Raw genomic sequence first — 20,742 nt, 5'->3', positions numbered from 1 at the left:
AGGCGGCGGCGTCGTGCGACGCGCGAGCCGCTTCGTTCTTCGCCTCGAGCTTCGCCTTGATCTTCTTGAGGGTCGTGACCTCCTCGAGGGCGCGCTGGTCCAGCACGCTGCGGATGCTCTTGATCTGGTGGCGAATGCCGGGGATCACGAGCTGCTCGAGGGCGTTGACGCGGCGGTTCGTCTTGTTGATCTCCTCGCCGATGCGCCGCAGGCGCGTCTCGGTCGCCGCGACGCGCACGATCGCTTCGGTGAGCTTGCGGAACTCCTGCGACGCGTCCAGGGTCCGTGCGCCCGCCCCGATGGGGCTGAACGGGACGGCGGTGTCGAAGGTGGGGGGTTGCACCTCGGGGACCTTCACGCCGAACAGGTTCTCGACCTTCACGTCGACGTCGAGGCCGGTGGGGCTGGCGAGCGCGGCGCTGCGCACCGCCTCGGGCCCGTCCCAGGCGTTGGCGAGGAACAGCGCGAAGTACGCCTCCCGGCTCGCCTCCTGCAGCGCCCGGCGCGCCTCGAGCGACGCCTTGACGAGGTCGAAGAACTCCGCGATCAACGCGTCGCGCTTGCGCTTGAGCAGGTCCGCGCCGCGACCGGCCAGCTTCAGCTGGTCGCGGCGCGCGAGGAGGTTCGAGCGGGTGGGGGCGATGGATTCGGCCATGGGCTACCTCACACCGCCTCGTCGGCGGCGCCCCACAACTCCTCCATCTTGGCGCCGTAGTACGTGTCGATCTGTTCGTTCTTCAGGCGCGTCAGTTCGCTCTTGGGCAGCTTCGTGAGGGTCGCCCAGGCGATCTGCAGGGACTCCTCGACCGTGCGGTTGCCGGTGCCCTGATCCACGAAGTCCCGCTCGAAGTCGTCGGCGAACTTCAGGTACAGCTTGTCGGTCTCCGACAGCGCATCCTCCCCGGTGATCGCGACGAGGCGCCGCAGGTCGAGGCCGTTGGCGTACGCCGCCTGCAGCTGGTCGGCGACGTTCTTGTGGTCGTCGCGGGTCTTGCCCTCGCCGATCCCGTTGTTCATGAGGCGCGACAGCGACGGACCGGGGTTGATGGGCGGGTAGACGCCCTTGTTGTGCAGGTCGCGCGCGAGGTAGATCTGCCCCTCGGTGATGTAGCCCGTGAGGTCGGGGATCGGGTGGGTGACGTCGTCGTCCGGCATCGACAGGATCGGCAGCTGCGTCACGGACCCCTTCTTGCCGGTCACGACGCCGGCGCGTTCGTAGATGCCGGCGAGGTCGGTGTACATGTAGCCGGGGTAGCCGCGGCGGCCGGGGATCTCCTCGCGGGCCCCGCCGATCTCGCGCAACGCCTCGCAGTAGTTCGTCATGTCGGTGAGGATGACGAGGACGTGGTAGTCGTGCTCGAAGGCGAGGTACTCCGCGGCGGTGAGCGCCATGCGGGGCGTGAGGATCCGCTCGACGGCGGGGTCGTCCGCCTTGTTGAGGAACAACACCGAGCGCGCGAGGGCGCCGGTCCGCTCGAACTCCTGCGTGAAGAACGTCAACTCGCGTTGGGTGACGCCCATCGCGGCGAACACGACCGCGAACTCGGTGTCCTCCCCGACGACGGTCGCCTGACGCGCGATCTGTGCCGCCAGCTCGTTCGCCGGCAGGCCGGAGCCGCTGAAGATCGGCAGCTTCTGGCCGCGCACGAGGCTGATCAACGTGTCGATGGTGCTGACGCCGGTCTGGATGAACTCCTCGGGCTTCTGCCGCGCGACGGGGTTGATGGGCGCCCCACCGATCGGGACGCGCTGGTCGGCGACGACGTCGGGCAGGCCGTCGATCGGTTCCCCGATCCCGTTGAAGCGCCGGCCGATCATGTCCTTGGAGACCCCGAGCCGCGCGACGTTCTCGACGAGGCTGACCGTGGTCGAGGAGAGGTCGATGCCGGAGGTCTCCTCGAAGACCTGCAGGACCGTGTACTCCTTGCTGACCTCGATGACCTGCCCGCCGCGCATGCGGCCCTGGGCGTCCTCGATGTTGACGATCGCGTTGTAGCTCAGGTCCGGGGCGTTCTGCAGGAACAACAGCGGGCCGGAGACGTAGCTGACGTCGGTGTACGCCTTCTTGAGTAGGTTCTTGTCGCTCACGATGCTCCTTACGCCGGCACCGCGAAGCCCTGTTCGAGCTCGGCGGCGACCTCGTCGCGGTAGGCGGGGAACTCCTCTTCGGCGACGTAGCGCGCGCGGTTCACCCGCTCGATGACCGGTGCGCCGATCACGTCGTCGACCGTGGCGCCCGCCTCGAGCGCGGCACGGGCCTGCTCGTACGTCTTCAGCATCAACTGCAGCAGGCCGTAGGCCTTGCTCAGGCTGCACGAGGCGTCGATGGGGTCGAAGCCGTTCTGCTGCAGGAAGTCCTGGCGCAGGATGCGGCCGACCTCGATGACGAGGCGTTCGGCGTCCTGGAGGGCGTCCGGCCCGACGAGCTGCACGACCTCCTGCAGGTCCGCTTCGCGCTGCAGCAGGTCGACCGCCTGGTCGACCAACTCCGGGTAGTCCTCCGCGACGTTCTCGCGGTACCAGGCGTCGAGGCCGTCCTTGAACAGCGAGTAGGAGCGGTTCCAGTTGATGGCGGGGAAGTGCCGCCGGCGGGCCAGCGACGCGTCCAGCGCCCAGAAGCAGCCGGTGATGCGCAGCGTCGCCTGCGTCACCGGTTCGGAGAAGTCCCCGCCGGCGGGGCTGACCGCTCCGATGATGCTGACGGCGCCCTGCTCCCCGGCGAGGGTCGTGACGCGACCGCCGCGCTCGTAGAAGGCGGAGAGGCGCGAGGCGAGGTAGGGCGGGTAGCCCTCCTCCGCCGGCATCTCCTCCAGGCGGGAGCTGATCTCGCGGAGCGCCTCCGCCCAGCGGCTGGTGGAGTCCGCCATGATCGAGACGCTGTAGCCCTGGTCGCGGAAGTACTCCGCGAGGGTGATGCCGGTGTAGATCGACGCTTCGCGCGCCGCGACCGGCATGTTGGAGGTGTTGGCGATCAACACTGTGCGCTGCATGAGCGGGTTGCCGGTCTGCGGGTCCTCGAGCTCGGGGAACTCGACGAGGACGTCGGTCATCTCGTTGCCGCGCTCGCCGCAGCCGACGTAGACGACGATGTCGGCGTTGCCGTACTTCGCGATCGACTGCTGCGTGACGGTCTTGCCCGACCCGAACGGGCCGGGGATCGCCGCGGTCCCGCCCATCGTGAGGGGGAACAACACGTCGAGGATGCGCATGCCGGTCAGGAACGGCGTGACGGGGTCGAGCTTCTCGCCGACCGGGCGCGCCTGGCGGACCGGCCAGGGGTGCGCCATCTTGAGTTCGGTGCCGTCCTCGAGGACGACGACCGGGTCGTCGACGGTGTAGTCGCCTTCGCCGACGACGCTCTTCACGGTCCCGCCCATGCCGGGCGGCACCAGGATCTTGTGGGTGAAGGTGAACTCCGGGACGGTCCCGATGACCTGCCCCGGCGCGATCTCGTCGCCCACCGCGACGCTGGGCGTGAACGTCCAGGTCGCGTCGCGCGACAGCGAGTTCACCGTCAGGCCGCGATCGATGTAGGTGCCCGACGCCTCCTGGATCTTGTCGAGGGGGCGTTGGATGCCGTCGAAGATGCCGTTCAGCATGCCGGGCCCGAGCTCGACGGCGAGCGGCAGGCCGGTCGACACGACCGGTTCGCCGACCGTCAGGCCGCCGGTGTCCTCGTAGACCTGCACGAAGGCGGTGTCGCCGTCGAGGCGGATGATTTCTCCGACGAGGTTCTCGGTCCCGACCCGCACGATGTCGTACATGCGGGCCCCCATCATGCCTTCGGCGATGACGGCCGGACCGGAGATCCTCGCGATGGTTCCTTGAATGGCCATGTCCCTGACTCTCCTCTACTCGAGCTTGATGTCGAAGCCGATCGCGCTCCGCACCAGCTCCTTCATGTAGGTCGTCGCGTCGGCTTCCTCGTCGAACGCCGCCCCGAGGCTGGGGACCGGCAGGAGGACGGGCAGGTCCCGCCCCCGCATGGTGCGCGCGGTCGCCCCGACCGGGTCGGGGACGAGCCCCTCGTCGACGACGACGAGCCCGTAGCGGTCCTCCTCGACGAGGGCGTTGAGGGCGGCGGTGGCGTCGTCCGGGTCGGCGACGCGGACCTCGACGCCGGCGAGGCGGTAGCCGGTCGCCGTCTCCTCGTCGGTGAACACCACGACTTCAGGCATGCCCGAGCTCCTTCTCCAGATGCGCGCGGGGGACGCCGTAGTACGCCGCGCGGGCGAGGAGACGCAACGTCGCGCCCTCCTCCTCGCGGTCGCGCAGGTAGCGCACGACGACCCCGATCCCGAGCGGGTCGCGGATCGCGGCGCGGCGCGCCTCGCGCGCCTGCACCGCGCGGATGGCGCGCTCGACGCCGGACAGGTCCTCCGCGGTGGCGACCGACGCGAAGGCGCCCAGCTCGACCTGCGCGAGGGCGGAGAGCCCGCCTCCCGCCAGCGCGTCGAAGGCGTCGCGGCCGACGTCCCGCCCGCCGGGCAGGAACAGCGCGTCGGCGTCCACGTCGCGGCCCGCGATCTTGAGCGCCGTCCGCAGGTTCGCCGCGTCGAGGGTACGCGCGACGTAGGCGTCGAAGGCGGGCGCCCCGACCGCCTTCGCGGTCTGCGTGAGCGACGCGAAGAAGGCGCCGTCGAGGGCCACCTCGAAGGCGAGCAGATCGCCGTCCTGGGCGTAGGTCCGCGCCGCCCGCACGAAGGCGGGCCCGAGCGGGTGCCCGGTCGCGGCGACCACCTGCGCGGCGCTCGGCAGGTCGGGCGCGGCGGCGACCGCCTCGAGGGTCTTGGGCCGCAGTTCGCCCGCCCCCTGCAGCGCGTCCCCGACGTCCCCCAGGTCGCGCCCGGCGTGCACCGCACGCGCGACGGTCTTGAGGTCCTCGAGGTCGTAGCGGCGGAGCAGCGCGGCGATCATGCGTTTCGCGTCCCCGCCGGCGTACGCCAGGAGGCGTTCGGCATCGGCGTGGAACGCCTCCGCCAACGCCCGGTCGACGCCCGCGAGGCCGCGCCCCGCGTCCGCCGTCCGCTCGAGCGCCCCGCCGTACGGCGAATTGGTGAGCAGGGCCCGGAAGGCCCCGAAGTCGCTCGCCTCCAGCGCGGCGCGGTAGGCGTCGTCCCCGAGCAGCCGCGCCTTCATGCCGCGGACCCGCGCGTTGACGTAGCCGAAGTCGTTCGCCATTCAGGCCTCCGGGCCTTCGAGGACCCGCGCGACGTCGGACGCGAGCTCGTCGCGGAGCGCCTCGAGGCGGGCGGGGAGGGTGTTCTCCACGCTCACGCTGCCCGCCACGACGCGCACGCCGGACCGCACGTCGTCGGCGGCCTGCACCTCGGCGTCGACGCCGGCGGCGGTCGCGACCTCGCGGGCGAGATCGACGTCGCCGGGCGCCACCCGAATCGCGGTCGGCGTGCCGCCGACCCCCTCGACCGCTTCGCGCAGCAGGGCGTCCATCAGGCCGCGGTAGCGCTCCGCGTCGTTCGGGAGGTCGGCGAAGCGAGCTTCGACGGCCTCGAAGACCGACTGGATGGCGCGCTGTTGCGCCTGCAGCCGCGTCGATGCGGCCGCCAACTGCGCCGCGCTCCGCGCCCGCACGAGGGTCGCCTCGCGGGCGGCCTTCGCGCCGCGCTCGCGCTTCGCGACGATCGCTTCCGCCTCCGCGTCGGCGTCGGCGACGATCGCGGAGGCGCGTTCCCGCGCCTCCGCGAGGATGGCGTCGATCTCCGCGCTCGCTTCTTTGTCAAGCAGAGCAGCCAGATCCGCCATGCCGGTCAGCCGATCTGGGCGTTGAGGAAGAACGCGATGACGAACGCGAAGATGATGATGGTTTCGGGGATGACGAGGTAGATCAGGATCTGACCGAACGCCTCGGGCCGCTCGGCGAGCAGGCCGGCGCCGGCGGAGCCGATGGCGGACTGCGCGATGCCGACCGCGATGGCGGCGACGCCGATGGCGAGTGCGGCGCCGAGCGCGATCATGCCGTCGCCGATGGTGGCGCCGGAGCCGTCCTGCGCGAAGGCGAGGCCGACGAGGGTGGCGACGAGGATCAGGGCGGACGTGCGGGCGATCTGCTTCATGCTTTTCCTCCAAGGAGCCGGAAGGGCTGGTACGCTCGGCCGCTCGTTTCGTAGAAGCCGAACTTGGTGAAGAATTCCACGTACTGCAGACGCAGGGGCTGCAGGGTGTGGCCGACGATGGTGAGGATGACCGCGGCGAGGTTGATCACGACGGCCACGAGGACCCCGAGGGCCTCCCCGAGCAGGGGCAGCGCGACGGCGTCGTTGAGCGCGAAGCCGGCGTTGGTCCCGAGGTTGGCGACGAGGGCGGCGGACAGACCCACCGCGAACAGACGAAGGTAACTGAGGATGTTGCCGGCGTTGCTGATGACCTCGACGAGCATCAACGGCAGGCCGGAGATCACGACCCCGAGCAGGAACACCGCCGCCAACGCCGCAGCCACGGCGTAGATCGCGGCCCCCAGGGTCCCGGTGAGGTAACCCGCGGCGACGACGACGATCGCGGCGATGCCCGCGACCATGCCGATGCCCTCCCACGTGTGCGCGCGGTCGTGGTGCTTCGCGCCGTAGTAGGCGCGGATGCCCCACCCGAGCAGGACCTGCAGCGTCCCGAACCCGAGGGTCAGAACGAGGAGCGGGGTGAACACCTCGACGCGGAACAACAGGATCTCGAAGATCCCCTTGTCGCCGGGGTAGAAGACCGGCTGGCCCTTGGGCCACTTCTCGAGGAAGTTGCCCCAGAACTCGCCGTAGACGACGCCCCAGACGATCGACCAGCCGGCGGCCCAGTTGATCACCGTGCCGATGCCGGTCAGGTTGCGGGCCGGAATGACGACCCCGAGCGGCCCGAGGTCGAGCTCGCGGCCGCGCGACCCGCGGCGCCGGAGCCAGAGGCCGATCGTGAGGAAGATCAGCCCGTAGGCGATGTCGCCGACGACGATCCCGAAGTAGAGCGGGAAGAACACCGCCAGCGTCCACGTGGGGTCGAACCCCCCGTAGGCGGGCGGGGCGAACAGCGACAACAACCCCTGGAACGGTCGCATCCAGCCGGGGTTGTCGAGCTTCGTGGGGACGCCGGCGTCGTGGTGGTCGTCCGCCGGCCGGTGGTCGAGGACGACGTCCTCGCCGAACTGCATCTTGAGTCCGTCGGCGACCTTCTTGACCTCGTCGCTCGGCACCCACCCCTGGAGGGCGAAGGCGTACGTTCCCGTCGCCAGGTCGCCCATCCGCTCGTAGCGGGCGTGGTGGTTGCGGACGACCGACCACCAGGCGGCCAACGTCGGGCCGTGCTGCTGGCCCAGCTTGGTGAGTTGCGCCTCGAGCGACTCGAGCCGCTTCGGCAGCTGGCCGTCGCGCTCCTCCATCGTGTGGACCGCCTTCGCGACGCCCTCGCCGCGGTACTTCGCGGGCAGGGCGAGCGGGGCGACCCCGGCGCGGGAGAGGGCGGCGCGGAGCGCCTCCTCGTCGCGGTGGAGGGTGACGACGACGGCGAGCCGTTGCTCGCCGAACGCCTGGTCGGCCAGCTCGACGCGCTCCTCGAGCGCGGCGTTCAGGTCGTCGCGGACGGCGGCGACGACGTCGGCGGGCGCGAGGAAGGCGAGGCCGGCGAGCCGGTCGCTTTCCTCGAGCTGCGCGAGCGTCGGCGCGACGGCCCGCAACGGCGGGAGCGCCTCGGCGATCGTGGCGAGCTCCTCGCGCGCCGCGGTGCGCTCGGCGAGGATCGCGTCGACCTTCGCGCGCAGGTCGTTCAGCGTCGAGGCGATCGTGGCGAGGTCGGTGGCGACGTCGCTGCGGGGCAGCGGCTCGGCCTTCTCGACGCCGAGCACGCTGCGCAGCGTCTCGAGGTGCTCGAGCGCCGCGGCCCAGCCGTCCGCCGCCTCGCGGTCGGCGCCGGCGAGGTCGTTGCGGGCGAGGTCGGCGTACGCCTCGGGGTCGATCGGGTCGACGTGCACCGCGCCGAGGCTCTGCAGCGACTGCAGCACCTCGCGCGCCGCGCTGCGGCGGCCGACGACCGTGAGCCGGTCCATGGGGGCGATCACGGCAGGACGCGCTCCAGGACCGCGCCCACGGCGGCGTCGAGGCGCGCGTCGGCCTGCGCCGCGACCGTCGCGGCGTCCGCCTCGGCGGCCTCCAGAATGGCGTGGCGCTCCGCCTCGGCGTCGCGTTCGGCGGCCTCCGCGGTCTCCCGCGCGAGGGCGTCGGCGCGCCGTTTCGCCTCCTCGAGGCGGGTGGCCGCGGTGCGGCGCGCCTCCTCGATCAGCGTCTCGGCTTCCGCCTTGGCGGCCTCGACGCGCTGGTCGAGGGTGCGTTCCTGTTCCACGAGGCGTTGCAGCAGGTTGTCTCCCTGAGCGTCCAACCGCCCCTCCTCTCGTCCCGACCCTCGCCGAACCGCGCGACGGCGGGCACCGTGCTGAATCTCGTACGGAACACCGCGCGGGGGGCCTGGACCCCGCTCGTGCGCTGCCGCACGAGAGTACCAAGGCGCTTCGCAGGGTGTCAACGCGCGCCGCGCCGGTGGGCGCTCGCGTGAGTGCCGTCCTGGAGGTCGCTTCTTCGCTTCGGCGTCAGCGGCGGCGGCCGCCGCCCACCCCGCGCCGCGCGCGGACCCGCCGTTCCGCTTCGCGCGCCGCGAGGGCACCCTGCAGCTCCGCGAGTTCGGCGTAGCAGGCCTGCAACGTCGCGTCGTCGAGGTCCGGCTTCGCCAGGAGCGCGCGGATCTCCTCGACGCGCGCCTCGAGGCGCCCACGGATCGCTTCGGTGCCGCGCTCCAGCACCCGCTCGCGCAGCCGCGCCAGCGACGTCTCCAGGTGCCGCTCCAGCTGGGCGCGCCGGTCGACCGGCCCGCCGTCGTCCTCGTCGAAGGCGCGGGCGAACAACAGGTCGCCCTCCTCCCGCTCGCGGTAGCGGGCCAGGACCGCGTCGGGATCGTAGCCCTCCTCCGCGCAGATCGCGGCGAACTCGCGGAGTTTCGACGGCTCCAGCTCGCTCGGGACCTGCGCGAGGACGTCGGGCAGGCGCCCCGCGAGGCGGCCGGGCTCGCGCAGCAGCAGCGCCATGATCTCCACCTCGATGCCCGCGACCCCCTCGGGCGCCGCGACCCGCCGCTCCATCCCCCGGACCTGCGTCGCGTCCAAGCGCTTCGACCCGCGGCTCTCCAGCCAGGCGAGCAGGCGTTTCTCGTCGAGGTCGAGCGCCTCGACGACGAGGCGGCGCATCTCCGCGGCGACCTCGTCGTGCAGGTCGCGCGGCGTGAGGGACGGCGCGAGCGTCTCGAGCACCTCGCGGCGCCCCTCGGGCGTCGTGAGGTCGGCGCCGTCCACGACGCTGCGGAAGCGGAACGCCACCTCGCTCTGCCCCTGGGCCAACGCCGCGCGGAACGCCTCGACGTCGCCGTCGAGGACGGCGTCGGCGGGGTCCTTGCCGGACGGCACCGTGACCGCTTCGACGAGGAAGCGCCGACCGACCGACTGGTCCAAGCCCGACAACACCGCCCGCTGGCCCGCCTCGTCGGCGTCGAAGGCCAACCGGACGCGCTGCACCCCGAGACGCGAGAACGCCTGCGCCTGCGCCTCGGTCAACGTCGCCCCGAGCGCCGCGACCGCCGTCTCGAACCCGGTCTGGTGGAGCGCGAGGACGTCCATGTAGCCCTCGACGACGAGCACCTCCCCCGCCTCGCGGATGGCGGGGCGAGCCCGGTCGAGGCCGTACAGCAGCGAGCCCTTGTCGAACAGGTCGGTTTCGGGGGTGTTGAGGTACTTGGGGACGTCGTCGCCCAACACCCGGCCGGCGAAGCCGACGGTGCGCCCCAAGCGGTCACGGATCGGGAACGTGACGCGCCCCCGAAAGCGGTCGTAGCGGCGCCCCCGCTCGTTCTCGCTCAACAGCCCCGCCGCGAGCAGGTCCTCCTCGCGCAGGCCTTCGGTCAACGCCGCGCGCAGCAGGCCGTCCCAGCCGTCGGGGGCGTAGCCGAGCCCCCACGCGTCGATCGTCGCGTCGCTCAGCTTGCGCCCGCGGAGGTAGGCGAGCGCGTCGGCACCCTCGGGCGCGTGGAGGCGCGCACGGAACCAGGCCTCCGCCCAGGCGTTGACCGCCACCAGGTCGCGGCGTCGTTGCGACGCGCCGCTCGGGGCCTGCGGCTCCACCTCGATGCCGGCGCGCCGCCCGAGGAGCTGCAGCGCATCCCCGAACTCCACGCCCTGCGTCTGCATGACGAAATCGAACAGGTCGCCCTTCGCCCCGCACCCGAAACAGTAGTAGAAGCCCTTGCCGGTGTGGACGTGGAACGACGGCGTCTTCTCGGAATGGAACGGGCAGAGGCCCTTGAGGCGCTCCCGCCCCGCGGGCTTCAGCGCGACGGTTTCGGCGACCACCTCACCCAAGTCCAGGGCGGCGCGGATGCGTTCCTTGACGTCGTCGTTCGCCAACGAATCAGCTCGCTTCGCGTCCGTCGTCCCCCGCGGCGGCGGGGTACAACGGCAGGTGCCCGAGCGACACGACGTCGTCGCGGGGGTCGCCCTCGGTGAAGACGACCATCGTCGTCACGACCTCGGCGCCGACGTGCTCGAGCAACTCGATCAGGCCGTGCAGCGTCCCCCCGGTCGACACGACGTCGTCGACGATCGCGACGCGGCGCCCGCGGAGGCGGGGGACGTCGCCGCCGTCGAGGACGAGGTCCTGCGGGGCGCCGGTGGTGATGCTCGTCACCGTCCGCGCGATCGCGTCGACCATGTACGGCTTCTCCGTCTTGCGGATCACGACGTACGGCACGCCGGTCCGGCGGGACAGGGCGTGCGCGAGCGGGACGGCCTTCACCTCCGGCGTCACGAACGCCTCGACGCCGTCGGGCATCGCGGCCTCGAGCGCCTCCGCGGCGGCCTCGACGAGGTCGGTGTCGCCCAACAGGTTCAGGAGGGCGACCGACACCCCGCCGACGTCGACGACGGGAAGGTCGCGGGTCGTCGTGCCGATCGTGATGCGGTGGTGGGCGGGGACGGCGTCGCTCGCGGGGTGGGCTGGATCCATGGGGGGCCTCCGGCGCCGGCCGGCGGCCGGCGGTCCGTCCGGCATGCTACCGCGTCCGCCGTCCGGGGTCCGCACCCCGGACGGCGTAGGGAACGCCTCAGGCGTCGAAGACGACGGTCTTGTTGCCGTGCACGAGGATCGCGTCGGCGAGGTGCGCATCGACGGCGCGCGCCAGCACCGTCCGCTCGACCTCCTTGCCGATGCGGACCAGGTCGCGGACCGAGTCGCGGTGGCTGACGGGGGCGACGTCCTGCGCGATGATCGGGCCCTGATCCAGTTCGTGCGTGACGTAGTGCGCGGTCGCCCCGATCCGCTTCACGCCCCGCTCGTACGCCTGCCGGTAGGGCGCCGCCCCGACGAACGCCGGGAGGAACGAATGGTGGATGTTGACGATGCGCTGCGGCCAGCGCGCCACGAACCCCGGCGAGAGGATCTGCATGTAGCGGGCCAGCACGACGAGTTCGATGGCGTCGTCGGCGAGGCGTTGCTCGATGCGGGCCTCCTGCGCCTCCTTGGCGCCGGGCTCGATCGGGAGGTGCACGAACGGCACGCCGAACCCCTCGACGACGTCGCGCAGGGCGTCGTGGTTGGAGATCACGACGCGGACGTCGGCGTCCAGCTCGCCGTTGCGCCACCGCCACAACAATTCCAGCAGGGCGTGGTCCGCCTTCGAGACGAGGATCGCGGTGCGCCGGGGGTGCGGATCGACGACGAGGCGGGCGTCCATTCCGAACGGCGTCGCCACCTCCGCGTCGAACGCCGCGCGCAGCGCGGCGGCGTCGGGCGCGTCGGGGGTGCCCGGAAGCCGGAACGCCATGCGCATGAAGAAGGTGCCGCCCTCGGGGTCGGTCGTGTGTTGCGACGCGCCGAGCAGGTTCGCGCCGCGCGCCGCGAGGAACCCCGACGTCGCGGCGACGATGCCGGGCCGGTCTTCGCAGGCGACGAGCAGGCGCGCGTCGCGTCGGGTGCGGGCCGTGGAGGTCACGGGGCACGGTACCGCGCCCGGCCGGCCGCGGGGCGCGCCGCGGGCCGGTGGTACGCTTCGTCGCGTGGACGACGCCGCCCTCCGCCCCCGGACGCTGGACGCGTACGTCGGTCAGGCGGCGCTGAAGGAGAAGTTCCGCGTCTACCTGGAGGCGGCGAAGGGCCGCGAGGACGTCCTCGATCACGTGCTGCTGCACGGCCCGCCGGGCCTCGGCAAGACGACGCTCGCGCACATCGTCGCCGAGGAGCTCGGGGTCGGCATCCGCATCACCAGCGGGCCGGCGATCGAGAAGCCGGGCGACCTCGCGGCGATCCTCACGAACGCCATCCAGGAGCGCGACGTCGTGTTCATCGACGAGATCCACCGGCTCGGGCGGGCGGCGGAGGAGCACCTCTACCCCGCGATGGAGGACTTCGCGATCGACCTGGTGTTGGGGCAGGGCCCGTCGGCGCGGACGTTGCGTCTGGACCTGCCGCGCTTCACCCTCATCGGGGCGACGACCCGCCCCGGCCTCATCACGGGGCCGTTGCGCAGCCGCTTCGGGATCCTCGAGCACCTCGAGTACTACCGCGACGAGGAGCTCGCCGAGGGCGTGACGCGCGACGCGGACCTGTTGGGGCTCGAGCTGGCGCCCGACGCGGCGCTGGAGATCGGGCGCCGCTCGCGCGGCACGATGCGGATCGCGAAGCGGTTGTTGCGCCGCGTCCGCGACTACGCCGAGGTCGCCGGCGAAGCGCGGATCGACCTGGCGCGGACCCGCGACGCCCTCGACGAGCTCGGCATCGACGTCGCGGGGCTCGACGCCCGCGACCGGACGCTGCTGCGCCACCTCGTGGAGGGCTTCGCCGGGGGGCCGGTCGGGTTGGGCACGCTCGCGACCGCGATCGGGGAGGACCGCGCGACGCTGGAGGAGGTGTACGAACCGTTCCTGATCCAGCGGGGGTTGCTGCACCGCACCGCCCGGGGGCGGGTCGCGACCGCGGCGGCGTACCGGCACTTGGGGTTGGCGCCGCCGCCCGAAGCCGACGGCCTGTTCGACGCGACGTGAGGGCGGCCGGCCCCCGGAGGGGCCGGCCGCCTCGACGGGCGCGGCGGGCGGTCAGCCGCCCTTGACCGACCCCGCCAGGAGGCCCCGCACGAAGTACCGCTGCAGGGCGAAGAACACCATGAGGGGCACGAGGATGGAGACGAACGCGCTGCTGGTGAGGATCTCCCAGTTGTCGCCGCGCGACCCGAGCATCTCGCGGAGTTTCGAGGTCAACACGATCTGGTCCTCGCCCTTGCCGAGGAACACCAGCGCAACGAGGAGGTCGTTCCAGACCCACAGGAACTGGAAGATCGCGAACGAGGCGAGCGCCGGGACGGAGAGGGGCAACACCAGCCGCGTGAAGACGTCGAAGTGGGACGCACCGTCGAGCTGCGCCGACTCGATGATGTCGCGCGGCAGCCCCCCGATGTAGTTGCGCAGCAGGTACACCGCCAACGGCAAGCCGAACGCGGTGTGCGCCAACCAGATGCCGAGGTACGTCTTGGACGGCACCCCGAACGCCGCACCGATGTCGTTGTACATCCGCAGGAGCGGAATCAAGGACATCTGCAGCGGCACGACGAGCAGGCCGACGACGATGGCGAAGAACAGTTGGCGGCCCGGGAACTTCATCCAGGCGAAGGCGTACGCCGCGAACGCGGCGATGAGGATGGGGATGACGGTCGCGGGGATCGTGACGGTGAAGGTGTTGATGAACGCCCGGTCGATCCCCTCGCTCCGGAGCACCTCGCGGTAGTTGGCGAGGGTGAAGGTCGGCGGGATCGCTTCGACGTAGAACACCCGTTCGCGGTAGTCCTCCGCGATGGGGGTCGGCGACGTCGCTTCGTAGGTACCGTCCTCGAACAGCGTGAAGGTGAGGCCCCCGAGCTCGACGGCGTCGCCCGGCGCGTGCGCGCGCAGGTCGGTCTGGTCGAGCCCGAAGGCGACGATGCGGCGGTTCTCGGCCTCCAGCAGGTCGCCGCGCAGGACGAAGCGCCCGTCGTCGGTCGCCTCCGCGTCGCGCCCCAGGAGGCGCCCCGCGGCGGTCTGTTCCGACGCGGTCAACGCCGTCCACCAGCCGCTGGTGATGAGTTGGTCCTTGTCGCGCAGCGAACTGACGAACAGCCCGAGGGTCGGGACGGTCCACACGATCACGATGGCGGCGAGGCCGAGGTGCACGAGGAGTTTCCCCCACGTGAGAGGGAGGCCGAGGACGCGGCGGTTCATCGGCGGGCCTCCTCTTCGCGGAAACGGCGGATGTTGTACGCCATGATCGGGATGACGGCGATCATGATCATGAGCGCGATGACGCTGCCGCGACCGAAGTGCCCACCGCCGCGGAACATCCAGTTGTACATGGCGTTCGCGAGGACCTCGGTGCCCCACTGGCCGTTCGTCATCGCCGCGACGATGTCGAAGATCTTGAGCACGACGATCGTGATGGTGGTCCACACGACGAGGATGGTGCTGAAGATCTGCGGGATGATGATGCGGAAGAACACCGCGACGTCGCTGGCGCCGTCGATGCGGGCCGCTTCGATGGTCTCCTCCGGCACGCCGCGCAGCGCGGCGCTGAGGATCACCATCGCGAAGCCGGTCTGGATCCACACGAGGATCACCATGAGCAGGAAGTTGTTCCACGGCTCGACGGTGATCCACGCTTGCGGTTCGCCGCCGAGCGCGACGACGAGCGCGTTCAGGATCCCGATCTGTTCCGAGCCGGCCCCGCGGTAGTCGTAGACGAACTTCCAGATGACGCTGGCGCCGACGAACGAGATCGCCATCGGCATGAACACCAGGCTCTTCGCGACGTTGCCCCAGGCGACGCGGTCGGCGAGGGTCGCGACCAGCAGCCCGAAGACGGTGCTGAGCGACGGTACGACGAGCAGCCACACGACGTTGTTGCGGACGGCGGTGCGGACGCCGTCGTTACCGACCGCCCACGTCCAGTTGGCGAGGCCGACGAAGCCGTCGCCGCTCTTGCCGAAGAAGCTCAGCCGCAACGTCTCGACGACCGGGTAGACGAGGTAGACGCCCAACACCAGGAGGGCGGGGGCGAGGAACAACCAGGGGCGGACGGCGTCGCGGGTCTTCTGCCTCGAGACGTAGGTTCCGTCGGCGGTCCGGCGGTCGGTGACGAGGCGATCGAGCAGCCAGTTGCTTCCGTAGAAGTACGTGACGCTCGCGCCGATCGCCGCGACCACCGCCAGCAACGCCGACAGCACTTGTTCGATCACGAGCTTCCCCTCGTTTCCGGGTCCCCCGCGCCCGCACCGGCGGGGCGGGGATGGCGTTCGGCGGAGCGGCCGAAGCCGCTCCGCCGAACCGTGGCGTCGTTCAGGGGACGCGCGGCGTCACTCGAGCGACTGCCACGCCTCTTCGATGCCGGCGGCCGCCTCTTCGGCGCTTTCGCCGCCGACGTAGTCCACCATGCCGGTCCAGAAGGCGCCCGCACCGATCGCGCCCGGCATCAGGTCGGAGGCGTCGAAGCGGAACGTCGTGGCGTTGCGCAGGATCTCGCCCTGGCCGCGCAGCGTATCGTTCGCGTACGCGTCGAGGTTCACCCCGGAGTGCGGCGTGAGGAAGCCGGACTGCGCCATCCAGATCTCGTGCGCCAGCGGCGTCGTGAGGAAGTCCAGAAGCTCGCGCGCGGCCGGGTTCTCGTCCGTCATGCCCCAGACCGTGCCGGCCCCGAGAACGGGACGCCCGAGGTCTTCCGCCTCGAACGGCGGGAAGTAGAAGAAGTCCACGTCCAGCCCGAGCTCGGCGTCCTCGGGGAAGAACGACGGGATGAAGCTCGCCTGGCGGTGCATGTAGCACCCGGGCGGGACGTCGAACAGGCCCTGCGGGCTGTCGCGGAAGTCGGTCGACGCGACGCCCTGCGCGCCGCCCTGCACCCACGCGTCGTTCTTCGCGAACGACCCGAAGGTCTGAATCGCGTTCACGACGCGCGGGTCGTCGAACGGGATGGCGTGCTCGACCCACTGGTCGTACACGCTCGGCTCCTGCGTCCGGAGCATGATGTCCTCGACCCAGTCGGTCGCCGGCCAGCCGGTCGCGTCGCCCGACCCCAGACCGATGCACCACGGCGTCCCGCCGTCCGCGACGATCTGGTCGCTCAGGGCGATGAGTTCCTCCATGGTTTCGGGGATCTCGTAGCCGGCGTCCGCGAAGTTGTCGGGGGAGTACCAGACGAGGCTCTTGACATCGACCTTGTAGAAGAAGCCGTAGAAGTCCTCTTCCCCGTCCTCCCCGGCGTACGTGCCGAGATCGACCCAGGAGTCGCCGGCGGCGTAGTTCTCGCGCGTCCACTGCTCCAGCGACGCCCCGAGCGGCTCGAGGGCGCCCTGCGACGCCAGGTCGGCGGCCAGGCCCGGCTGCGGGAAGACCGCCAGGTCGGGCGGACTGCCGGCCTGCACGTCGATCACGATCTGTTGCTCGAAGCTGTCGCTGCCGGCGTACTCGATCTCGGCGCCGGTCGCGTGCTCGAAGTAGGCGAAGACGCTGTTGACGAGCTCCTCGTCGACCGTCAGCCAGGGGCCGAAGACCTCGATCGTCTGCCCGGTCAGGTCCAGCGCCTCGAAGCGCTCCAGACTGGCCCAGTCGAACCGGTCGTCCTCGCCGATCGGGAAGACGAGGTCCTGCGCGACGGCGGACCCGAGCAGGCCCACGACCCCGAGCGCGAGAAGAATGCGGCGGAGGGTGGATGTGATCATGGTCGATCCCCTTTCCTTGCAGTGGCGTCGCGACGGCGCTTCGCGGTCCCGGGAGGCCCGGCACCGACACGAATTCTCCGTCGCGCGTAGGCGTAGGGTACCACACGCTTTTGCGCCGGCGCGGCATCCGCACGTCACCCCACCCGCGCCCCGCGACCGGCGCCGCGACGCGGGTCGGATACCCTCCCCCCATGCGCCCCCGCAGCGACGCGCCGCCGTCCGGCGGCCGGGTCGACCTCGCCCACCTGCGCCGCCTCGCGGCGTTCCTCGCGCCCCACCGCGCCGCCCTCGCCGCCGCCCTCGCCGCGACCTTCCTCGCGAGCGGCGTGCAGATCGCCTTCCCGCTGCTCGCCCGCGACCTGTTCAACACCGCGTTCGCCGGCGACGCCCCCGCGGCCGGCGGGCCCGCCCCCGGCCGCATCGCCGCGATCCTGCTCGGCCTGTTCGCCCTGCAGGCCGCCTTCAACTTCGTTCGCGTCTACCTCCTCGGACGCATCGGGGAGCGCGTCGTCGCGACGCTGCGCACGACCGTCTTCGACCACCTCATGGGGTTGGCGCCGGCGTTCTTTCTGCGCCGCAAGACCGGCGAGATCACCAGCCGCCTCACCAGCGACGTCGCGACGGTGCAGGGCCTCGTCTCCACCGCCCTCGCGCAGGCGGTGAACCAGGGCGTCACCCTGCTCGGGGGGGCGGCCGCCCTGCTCGTCGTCAACGCCCGCCTGACGGTCGTCATGCTCGCGGTCCTGCCCCCCGTCATCCTCGCCGGCGCCTTCTTCGCGCGGCGCCTCCGGCGCCTCTCCCGCGACTTCCAGGACCGCGTCGCGGACGCCAACGCCGACGCCGAGGAGGCGATCGCCAACGTCCGCGTCGTGCAGGCGTCCGTCGCCGAGGACGTCGAGCGGGCGCGCTACGCCGGCGGCGTGGACGCCGCCTGGCGCCTCGCCCTGCGCCGCGTCGCGGTGCGCGCCGTGTTCGTCCCCACCGTCATCCTCGCGATGTCGGCCGCCGTGACGCTCGTGTTCTGGGTCGGGGGACGCGAGGTACTCGCCGGCACCCTCGCGCCCGGCGACCTGGTCGCATTCTTGTTGCTCACCCTGTTCGTCGCCGGCGCCGTCGCGAGCTTCACGGGGTTGTTCGCGCAGATCCAGGAGGGGCTCGGCGCGTCGCGGCGCATCTTCGACCTGCTCGACGAACCCAGCGACCTGCCCGCCCCCGCCGCCCCGGTGTCCCTCCCCCGCGGCGTGCCCGAGGTCCGCTACGAGGACGTCTGGTTCCGCTACGGGCCCGCCCTCGCGCGGCCGAGCGACGCGGTGGACGGTGCGGCGGACGGTGCGGCGGACGGTGCGGCGGACGGCGCCGCGGACGACGACCCGTGGGTCCTGCGCGGCGTGTCGCTCACCCTCGCCCCGGGCGAGGTCGTCGCCCTCGTGGGGCCGTCCGGGGCCGGCAAGAGCACCCTCGCATCGCTCCTCCCCCGCTTCTTCGATCCGCAGTACGGCTCCGTGCGGCTGGGCGGCGTCGACGTGCGCGACGCCGCCCCGAGCGACGTCCGCGGCATGGTGGGGTTGGTGCCGCAGGAGGTGCAGCTGTTCTCCGGCAGCGTCCGCGAGAACGTGCGCTACGCCCGCCCCGACGCGACCGCCGGCGACGTCCGCGAGGCGCTCGTCGCGGCCCGCGCCGACGGCTTCGTCGACGCGCTGCCGCAGGGCCTCGACACCGTCGTCGGGGAGCGCGGGCTGCGGCTGTCCGGCGGGCAACGCCAACGCATCGCCATCGCCCGCGCGTTGCTCGAGGACCCCGCCGTCCTCGTGCTCGACGAGGCGACCTCCAGCCTGGACGCGGAGTCGGAGGCCGCCATCCAGGCGGCCCTCGACGTGCTCATGCGCGGACGCACGAGCCTCGTGATCGCGCACCGCCTCTCCACCATCCGCGGAGCCGACCGGATCGCCGTCGTCGACGACGGCCGCCTGGTGCAGCTCGGGCCGCACGACGCCCTCGTCGCGCGGACGGGGCTCTACCGGACGCTGTTCGAGACGCAGTTCCGGACCGACCCCCGCGACGGGGCGGAGGCCGGCGCGGACCTCAATCCAGCAGGGTCGCCTCGAGGCTGATCGGCGTCGCCGCCAACGCCTTGCTGACCGGGCAGCTTTCCTTCGCCCGTTCGGCGTAGCCGCGGAAGGCGTCGGCGTCGAGGTCGGGCACCTCCGCCTCGCACACCAGCTCGATGCGCTCCAGGTGCGCCCCACCGTCGGTGCTCAGGTGCACCCGCGCCTCCGCGGAGACGCGCTCCGGGGAATGCCCCTCCCCCGCCATCAGGTTGCTGAGCGCCATCGCGAAGCAGGCGGCATGCGCCGCCCCGAGGAGCTCCTCGGGGTTGGTGCCCTCCCCGGCCTCGAAGCGCGAGGGGAACGAGTAGTCGGCGTCGAACGTGCCGCTCTCGACGTCGACGCGTCCGTGTCCGGACTTCAGGTCGCCGCGCCAGGTGGCGCGGCCGCTGCGGATCGGCATGGGGTCTCCCTCCGCCCGCGAACGTGCGCGGGACGTCGCGACTGTACCGGACGCGCACGGGGCGCGCACCCGCGCCGTGGTACCTTCCCGGCGTGAACTTCGAGGTCGGCGACGCCGTCGTGTACCCCGCGCAAGGCGCCGGCACGGTCCTGGACGTCGAGACCCGCGACGTGCTCGGCGAGCGCCACACGTATCTGAAGATCGGGTTCGTCCGGGGCGGCATGGAGATGCTCGTGCCCCTCGCGAAGGTCGAGGCGGTGGGGCTGCGCGCCGCCGTGGACGCCAGCGAACTCGCGCGCCTCGAGGACGTCCTGCTGCGCGAAGAGACGCGCCTCCCGAACGCCTGGCCGCCGCGCCACCGCGCCGAACGCGAGATCCTCGACGGCGGCGACGCCTACGCCCTGGCGCGCCTCGTGGGGACCCTGACGCACCGCGACCGCGAGAAGGGGCTCGCCTCCACCGAACGCGACCTGCTCGAGGCCGCCAAGGCCCGCCTCGTCGGGGAGTTCGCGGTCGCGTCCGGGGCGTCCCTCGACGAGGCCGCCGCCCGCCTCGACGCGGTGCTCGCCCGCCGCGAGGCGTGAGCCGACCCGACCTGGGCTCCGCCCGCGACGTTCGGGCGCTCCTCGCCCGCCACGGGCTGTCGCCCGACAAACGCTACGGCCAGAACTTCCTCGTCGACCGCGCCGCGCTGCGCGCCGTCGCGGACGCCGCGGATCCCCCGCCCGGCACGCACGTCCTCGAGGTCGGGCCCGGGCTCGGCGCGTTGACGGCGGAGCTCGCCGCACGCGACGTGCACGTCCTCGCCCTCGAGCTCGACGCGCGGCTCCTGCCCGCCCTCGAGGAGGTCGTCGGGGACGCGCCGAACGTCGAGGTGCGCCGCGCCGACGCGGTCGCCTTCGATCACGCCACGATGCCGGAGGGGGCGCACCTGATCGCCAACCTCCCCTACCAGGTCGCGACCGCCGTCCTCGCCGCGGCGTTGGCGTCGGGCCGCTACGCCCGCATCGCGGTGCTCGTCCAGCGCGAGGTGGCCGAACGGATCGTGGCGGCCCCGGGCGAGCCGAACTTCGGGGCGTTCAGCCTGCTGTGTCGCCACTACGCCGAGGCGCGCATCGTGCGCGACGTCGCGCCCGGCGCGTTCCTGCCGCCCCCGAAGGTGACGAGCTCGATCCTGCGTCTCGACCCGCGGCCCGGCGTCGGGCCCGACCCCGCGACGTTCGCGTTGGTGCGGGCCGGCTTCCGGCACCGCCGCAAGACCCTCCGCAAGAACCTGGTGGCGGCGGGCCTGGACGGCGCCGCGGTCGACGCCGCCCTGGCGGCCGAGGGGCTCGACGCGCAGGTGCGCGCCGAGGTGCTCGACCTGGCCACCTGGCGGACGTTCGCCGGGCGTCTGCCGCCGCTCGAGGCGGCGGACGGCACGGCGCCGGGGGGCGCCTGACGCGGGGTCCGTCGACAGCCCCCCGGCCG

Annotated in this window: 20 protein-coding genes; 4 read left to right on the top strand and 16 right to left on the bottom strand. The window is 72.2% G+C overall.

The features are described 5' to 3' along the window. The 12 genes from RI554_01160 to purU all read right to left on the bottom strand — a co-directional run. On the bottom strand, window positions 1–655 hold a 655-nt coding region (locus tag RI554_01160), incomplete at its 3' end, for a V-type ATP synthase subunit D (GenBank protein ID MDR9390618.1). Window positions 656–663: 8 nt separating this feature from the next. Continuing rightward, complete coding sequence (locus RI554_01155; GenBank protein ID MDR9390617.1) at window positions 664–2,088, bottom strand: V-type ATP synthase subunit B; 1,425 nt, start codon at window positions 2,086–2,088, stop codon at window positions 664–666. Window positions 2,089–2,096: 8 nt separating this feature from the next. Then, entirely contained in the window at window positions 2,097–3,836 is a 1,740-nt protein-coding gene (locus RI554_01150; protein ID MDR9390616.1) for a V-type ATP synthase subunit A, read from the bottom strand. Between the two features lie 15 nt (window positions 3,837–3,851). After that, the gene (locus tag RI554_01145; protein ID MDR9390615.1) at window positions 3,852–4,178 is read right to left on the bottom strand and encodes a V-type ATP synthase subunit F; all 327 of its coding nucleotides are present in this window, start codon (window positions 4,176–4,178) and stop codon (window positions 3,852–3,854) included. Next, on the bottom strand, window positions 4,171–5,181 hold the full coding sequence (locus RI554_01140) for a V-type ATPase subunit (protein MDR9390614.1): 1,011 nt from the start codon (window positions 5,179–5,181) through the stop codon (window positions 4,171–4,173). The genes RI554_01145 and RI554_01140 overlap by 8 nt, the downstream gene beginning before the upstream one ends. Next, the gene (locus RI554_01135; protein MDR9390613.1) at window positions 5,182–5,763 is read right to left on the bottom strand and encodes a V-type ATP synthase subunit E; all 582 of its coding nucleotides are present in this window, start codon (window positions 5,761–5,763) and stop codon (window positions 5,182–5,184) included. A 5-nt stretch (window positions 5,764–5,768) separates the two neighbouring features. Continuing rightward, window positions 5,769–6,074 (bottom strand): V-type ATP synthase subunit K, encoded by a 306-nt coding sequence (locus RI554_01130; GenBank protein ID MDR9390612.1) that lies wholly within the window; start codon window positions 6,072–6,074, stop codon window positions 5,769–5,771. Beyond that, a complete protein-coding gene (locus tag RI554_01125; protein MDR9390611.1) occupies window positions 6,071–8,053 on the bottom strand; it encodes a V-type ATPase 116kDa subunit family protein in 1,983 nt (660 codons plus the stop codon). Before RI554_01125 ends, RI554_01130 begins: the two co-directional genes overlap by 4 nt. Further along, window positions 8,050–8,370 carry a V-type ATPase subunit subunit G family protein gene (locus RI554_01120; protein MDR9390610.1) on the bottom strand — a complete coding sequence of 107 codons (321 nt, stop codon included), beginning with the start codon at window positions 8,368–8,370 and terminating at the stop codon, window positions 8,050–8,052. The genes RI554_01125 and RI554_01120 overlap by 4 nt, the downstream gene beginning before the upstream one ends. 208 nt (window positions 8,371–8,578) lie before the next feature. After that, window positions 8,579–10,438, bottom strand: coding sequence for a DNA primase (gene dnaG / locus RI554_01115; GenBank protein ID MDR9390609.1), 1,860 nt, complete (start codon window positions 10,436–10,438; stop codon window positions 8,579–8,581). A gap of 4 nt (window positions 10,439–10,442) precedes the next feature. Next, a complete protein-coding gene (locus RI554_01110; GenBank protein ID MDR9390608.1) occupies window positions 10,443–11,036 on the bottom strand; it encodes a phosphoribosyltransferase family protein in 594 nt (197 codons plus the stop codon). Between the two features lie 97 nt (window positions 11,037–11,133). Continuing rightward, window positions 11,134–12,021: a formyltetrahydrofolate deformylase gene (gene purU / locus RI554_01105; GenBank protein MDR9390607.1), complete on the bottom strand. Its 888-nt coding sequence runs from the start codon at window positions 12,019–12,021 to the stop codon at window positions 11,134–11,136. A 64-nt stretch (window positions 12,022–12,085) separates the two neighbouring features. On the opposite strand from purU, the gene ruvB reads away from it, so the two are divergent. Beyond that, on the top strand, window positions 12,086–13,069 hold the full coding sequence (gene ruvB / locus RI554_01100; protein ID MDR9390606.1) for a Holliday junction branch migration DNA helicase RuvB: 984 nt from the start codon (window positions 12,086–12,088) through the stop codon (window positions 13,067–13,069). Window positions 13,070–13,120: 51 nt separating this feature from the next. Here the strand turns inward: ruvB and RI554_01095 are convergent, their stop codons facing one another. From RI554_01095 to RI554_01085, 3 genes are all read right to left on the bottom strand, one after another. Then, complete coding sequence (locus RI554_01095) at window positions 13,121–14,275, bottom strand: carbohydrate ABC transporter permease (GenBank protein ID MDR9390605.1); 1,155 nt, start codon at window positions 14,273–14,275, stop codon at window positions 13,121–13,123. Next, complete coding sequence (locus RI554_01090) at window positions 14,272–15,285, bottom strand: sugar ABC transporter permease (protein ID MDR9390604.1); 1,014 nt, start codon at window positions 15,283–15,285, stop codon at window positions 14,272–14,274. The genes RI554_01095 and RI554_01090 overlap by 4 nt, the downstream gene beginning before the upstream one ends. A gap of 117 nt (window positions 15,286–15,402) precedes the next feature. Continuing rightward, window positions 15,403–16,764 (bottom strand): ABC transporter substrate-binding protein, encoded by a 1,362-nt coding sequence (locus tag RI554_01085; protein ID MDR9390603.1) that lies wholly within the window; start codon window positions 16,762–16,764, stop codon window positions 15,403–15,405. Window positions 16,765–16,955: 191 nt separating this feature from the next. Between RI554_01085 and RI554_01080 the strand changes: the two genes are divergently transcribed. Beyond that, window positions 16,956–18,875 (top strand): ABC transporter transmembrane domain-containing protein, encoded by a 1,920-nt coding sequence (locus RI554_01080; protein MDR9390602.1) that lies wholly within the window; start codon window positions 16,956–16,958, stop codon window positions 18,873–18,875. Here the strand turns inward: RI554_01080 and RI554_01075 are convergent. Beyond that, a complete protein-coding gene (locus RI554_01075) occupies window positions 18,847–19,272 on the bottom strand; it encodes an OsmC family peroxiredoxin (protein ID MDR9390601.1) in 426 nt (141 codons plus the stop codon). The genes RI554_01080 and RI554_01075 overlap by 29 nt on opposite strands. 92 nt (window positions 19,273–19,364) lie before the next feature. On the opposite strand from RI554_01075, the gene RI554_01070 reads away from it, so the two are divergent. After that, window positions 19,365–19,856 carry a CarD family transcriptional regulator gene (locus tag RI554_01070; protein ID MDR9390600.1) on the top strand — a complete coding sequence of 164 codons (492 nt, stop codon included), beginning with the start codon at window positions 19,365–19,367 and terminating at the stop codon, window positions 19,854–19,856. Further along, window positions 19,853–20,713 carry a 16S rRNA (adenine(1518)-N(6)/adenine(1519)-N(6))-dimethyltransferase RsmA gene (rsmA, locus tag RI554_01065; GenBank protein ID MDR9390599.1) on the top strand — a complete coding sequence of 287 codons (861 nt, stop codon included), beginning with the start codon at window positions 19,853–19,855 and terminating at the stop codon, window positions 20,711–20,713. The genes RI554_01070 and rsmA overlap by 4 nt, the downstream gene beginning before the upstream one ends. The last annotated feature ends 29 nt before the right edge of the window (window positions 20,714–20,742 follow it).

The sequence above is a fragment of the Trueperaceae bacterium genome (assembly GCA_031581195.1).
In the GTDB taxonomy this organism is placed as follows: Bacteria; Deinococcota; Deinococci; order Deinococcales; family Trueperaceae; genus SLSQ01.
This window is presented reverse-complemented; position numbering and strand designations above follow the sequence as displayed.